Origin of the sequence: Anaerotignum sp., assembly GCF_017483025.1 — a bacterium.
Taxonomy (GTDB): domain Bacteria; phylum Bacillota; class Clostridia; order Lachnospirales; family Anaerotignaceae; genus Anaerotignum_A.
The window spans coordinates 1-3,885 of sequence record NZ_JAFUMA010000060.1; the positions used below are offsets into that span (position 1 = coordinate 1).

Genomic DNA, 3,885 nt, shown 5'->3' on the forward strand with positions numbered 1-3,885 from the left:
ATGAGTTTGACAGTAACTTTTCTAGCACAGGCAGCGCCGAAAGTAGGGGAAGTGTTGGGACACATCGTAAATGGACAGGCTGATCCAAAAATCACTGGAACTGGCAGGCTTATGGAGGCCTATCGGACAGGCATTGTCGGGCAGTGTACATGGTATGCCAGAGGCAGATTCAAAGAAGTGCATGGTATTGAACTACCATATCTGGGAAATGCGAAAAACTGGATCACGGCGGAAGAAAAATGTACCGAAGTGGAGGTGATCACTGATATTCGGGACATCCAGGAACAGACCATTGCTGTATATGCCCCCAGAACCAACAGTAAACTGGCTGGTCATGTATGTTTCATTGAATATGTGGAACGAGATGCCAAAGGTAATCCTAAATACGTCTATTATACCGATGCCAATGGTAAATATGACACCCAGAAAAATAAATTTACCGAAGGCTGTGATGGTGCAGTCAGCAAGGAAAGCTTCCAAACTTTCAAGGGAACGAAGCAACTGAAATTAGCTGGCTACATCACCGTAAAGGAAACAACTGAATAGGATCAACGAGGAAATTCACTACACAAGGGCTTGGTAAAAACCAGGCCCTTTTTTATTTCAAAGAAATGGAGTGATGAAAATGTCAGCATGGAAAAGAATTACTACGATTTTTATGGCATTGATCATGCTGTTGACATCGGGCATTCAGGCATTTGCCGGAACCTCTCTGGAAACAGCCCTGAACAAAGTAAATCTCTATGTGAAACAGGACACAGGGGCACAGCTGCTGACTTGGAAAGGGATGATCGACCCTACCAATTTTGCCGCTGCAATCATTGTTTACAAAGCGGAGGATGGCAAGGAATATCCTGCTTTTTGCGCCAATCCCAACAGAGGTGGTGTCGAGAACTTTGCGTCAAAGAATTATGACGTTGACGTAGACCAGCTGGACAGCGATCCTCATGTATGGGGCGTTATCACAAACGGTTATCCCTATAAAACACCGGAAGAATTAGGCGTAAAGACGGATTATGAAGCCTACTATGCGACAAAGATGGCGGTTTGGGCTGTGGTACATGATAACTACAGCAATCTGGATGACTGGAAAGCCAATGGCAGCCAGAACGCCCATGTGGAAACAGCAATGAAAAATCTGGTGGCAAAAGGTCTGGCGAACCAGTATGTATATAAATCCTGGCTTGCGGTGAATCCGCAGTCTCAGTTGGTTGGCTCAGACAGCATCGATGGAGATTATATCTCTCAGACATACACCTTAAAATCCAATGTGGATATCAGAAGTTACCGTGTTGTTATTGACAATGGTGTGCCTGATGGCGCAAAGGTGACGGACGTAAATAACAACGAAAAAACAGAATTTGACGGCAGCGAAACAACATTCAAAGTCCTGATCCCTGCGGAAGCAGCAGAGGAAGGTGGCGAATTCCGTGTACTGTTCAAAGGCAAATTGGAAAATAAAGCAGTTATGTTCGGTATCGCCCATGATGCAAAAAAGCAGGATTATTATGTTGCCCCTTTGCCTTCCTATAACGGTGATTCCTGGGTGCAGCTGGTGTATGGGGAAAGCGGCGACATTACACCCGATGAACCCGAAGATTCCGAAACATCAACAGACACAGAAAATCCTACTGTTCCTGATGCAGGGGAAGGTCCGCAGATTTTGAAGGTGAAGAAAGGCACAGCAGAGGGGCTGAAAGGCGCTGTATTCAAAGTTGCAGTGGATGGCAAAGTCATTGGTCATTATGTGACAGATGAAAATGGTGAGATCCTGATTCCTGATATTACAGGGAATGTATCTATTACAGAAGAAGTTGCGCCTGTGGGCTATGTACTAGACGAAAATAATCATAAAGATGTTGTGATTGAAGATGCAGATGAGCCTACAGTGGTAACCTTTGCCAATGAAGAAATGGCGCAGTTGGAGGTTATGAAAGTAGATGCTGATACAGGGGACGCATTGGCAGGTGCAGCGATTAGAGTAGCCTATGACGGCGGTCATGAATCCTATGATGTTTATACCAATGCATCTGGCAGAGCGACACTGACAAATCTGAAAAGCGGTACTTACACCGTAACAGAGATTGTAGCACCCGATGGCTACATTCTGAACGATACGCCACAGATCATCAAACTGGAGCCAGGAAAAACAGCAACGATCACCCTTACCAATGAAGCAAAGCCTGGTATTGTCATCAAGAAATACGATGAGGATACAGGAATGCCTCTGGAAAATGCAGAGTTTTCTATTGCGAAAAAGGGTGGTTCTATCATCTATGAAGGCATGACGGATAAATCCGGTCAAATCAGAGTGGAAGATCTGGCAGAAGGTTGGTATACCATCACAGAACTGGCAGCCCCCAGCGGATACTTGATTGCAACAGAGAGCAAAGATGTGTATTTGGAACCGAATGAAACCGTAGAAGTCAAATTCGATAACAGACTGCGTCCTTCCCTGCAGATTATGAAGCTGGACAGCCAGACACAGGAACCTCTGGCAGGTGCAAAATTCAAAGTAACAAAAACAGAAGATAAAACTGTCAGCGAATATGTGACGGACGAAACAGGTACAGTTATCATCAGAGATCTGGATGAGGCTGTTTATACGGTAGAGGAAGTTACAGCGCCGGATGGCTATTGTCTGGATGCAGAAAATCATAAGGACATTGCTCTGGAATGGGGAAAGACAAAAACTTTGATTTTTGAGGATACGAAGAAGCCTACGCTTATTGTTACCAAAACAAATGCTTTGACAGAGAAGCCGGTACCTGGCACAACTTTCAAAATTCAGAGAGAAACCTCTGATGGTGGCGTTGTGACCCTTGGTACATACAAAACTGATGAAAACGGTCAGATCATTGTTAAAGATACAGAACCCGGCTGGTATGTGCTCACAGAAGTTAGAGCAGCTCAGGGCATGAGCCTGCCTTCTGATCCTGTGACGAGAAAATATCTTGCGCCAGGGGAGAATGCCTACGATGCAGATTTCGAAGCATCTGTTCCAACTTCTTCTGGCAACAGCAGTGCGAGTACCGTGAAAGTGACATCCGGCAGCGAGTATACTGTTGGCGAAGAAATCACCAACTATCCTTTGAACAGTATCGTCATCAAAAAGACGGATGCAAATACTTCCGAACTGCTGGCAGGAGCGGTGTTTGAGGTAAGAAAAGTATCTGAAGATATTTCTGGTAATTCCGGTACGATCATCGGCAGATATACTACGGATAACAGCGGCATCATCGTAATCACAGGTCTGGAAGCAGGAGTGTATATCATTGAGGAAGTGAAGCCGCCTGCAAATTATCTGCTTTCTGAAAACAGTAAGCAGCAGGCTTGGTTGAAAGCAGATGGTACATCTGTTGTAGAGGTAGTATTTACAAATTATCCTTATGGATCTCTGCTGATTTCTAAAGTGGATGCAGAAACCAATATGCCTCTGGCTGGAGCAAAATTCAAAGTAACCGACAACGACGGTACCGTGGTTGGCAATGCAAATGGGGAATATACTACAGATAATAATGGTGAGATCCTGATTTCTAACCTGAAACCCGGCAGTTATATTGCGACAGAACTGGAAGCACCTGATGGGTATGCAAAGAATGATACTCTTAAGACGATTGACATCGGCACAGATGGAAAGACTTATCGTCTGGAATTCAAAAATAGTCCTTTGGCTGGCATTAAGATCATCAAAACGGATTCTGAAACCAATGAACCCCTGGAAGGTGTTTCCTTTGTCGTTTCCAAACTGAATGGCGAAAAGATCGGCATGTTCAAAACCGATAATGAAGGTATGATCTACATTTCTGATCTGGAAGATGGCTGGTACACTGTCACAGAAACAAAAGGTCTGGAAGGCTACCATTGGGATGAAGAACCCAGAAC

Annotated in this window: 2 protein-coding genes; both read left to right on the top strand. The window is 44.6% G+C overall.

Translation table 11 applies throughout. From position 1 onward, the window contains the following. Positions 1-546: CHAP domain-containing protein (locus IJ369_RS04915; protein WP_290716684.1), on the top strand; the 546-nt coding region annotated here is incomplete at its 5' end. A 79-nt stretch (positions 547-625) separates the two neighbouring features. Further along, a partial coding sequence (locus tag IJ369_RS04920; RefSeq protein WP_290716687.1) for a SpaA isopeptide-forming pilin-related protein occupies positions 626-3,885 on the top strand: 3,260 nt, incomplete at its 3' end.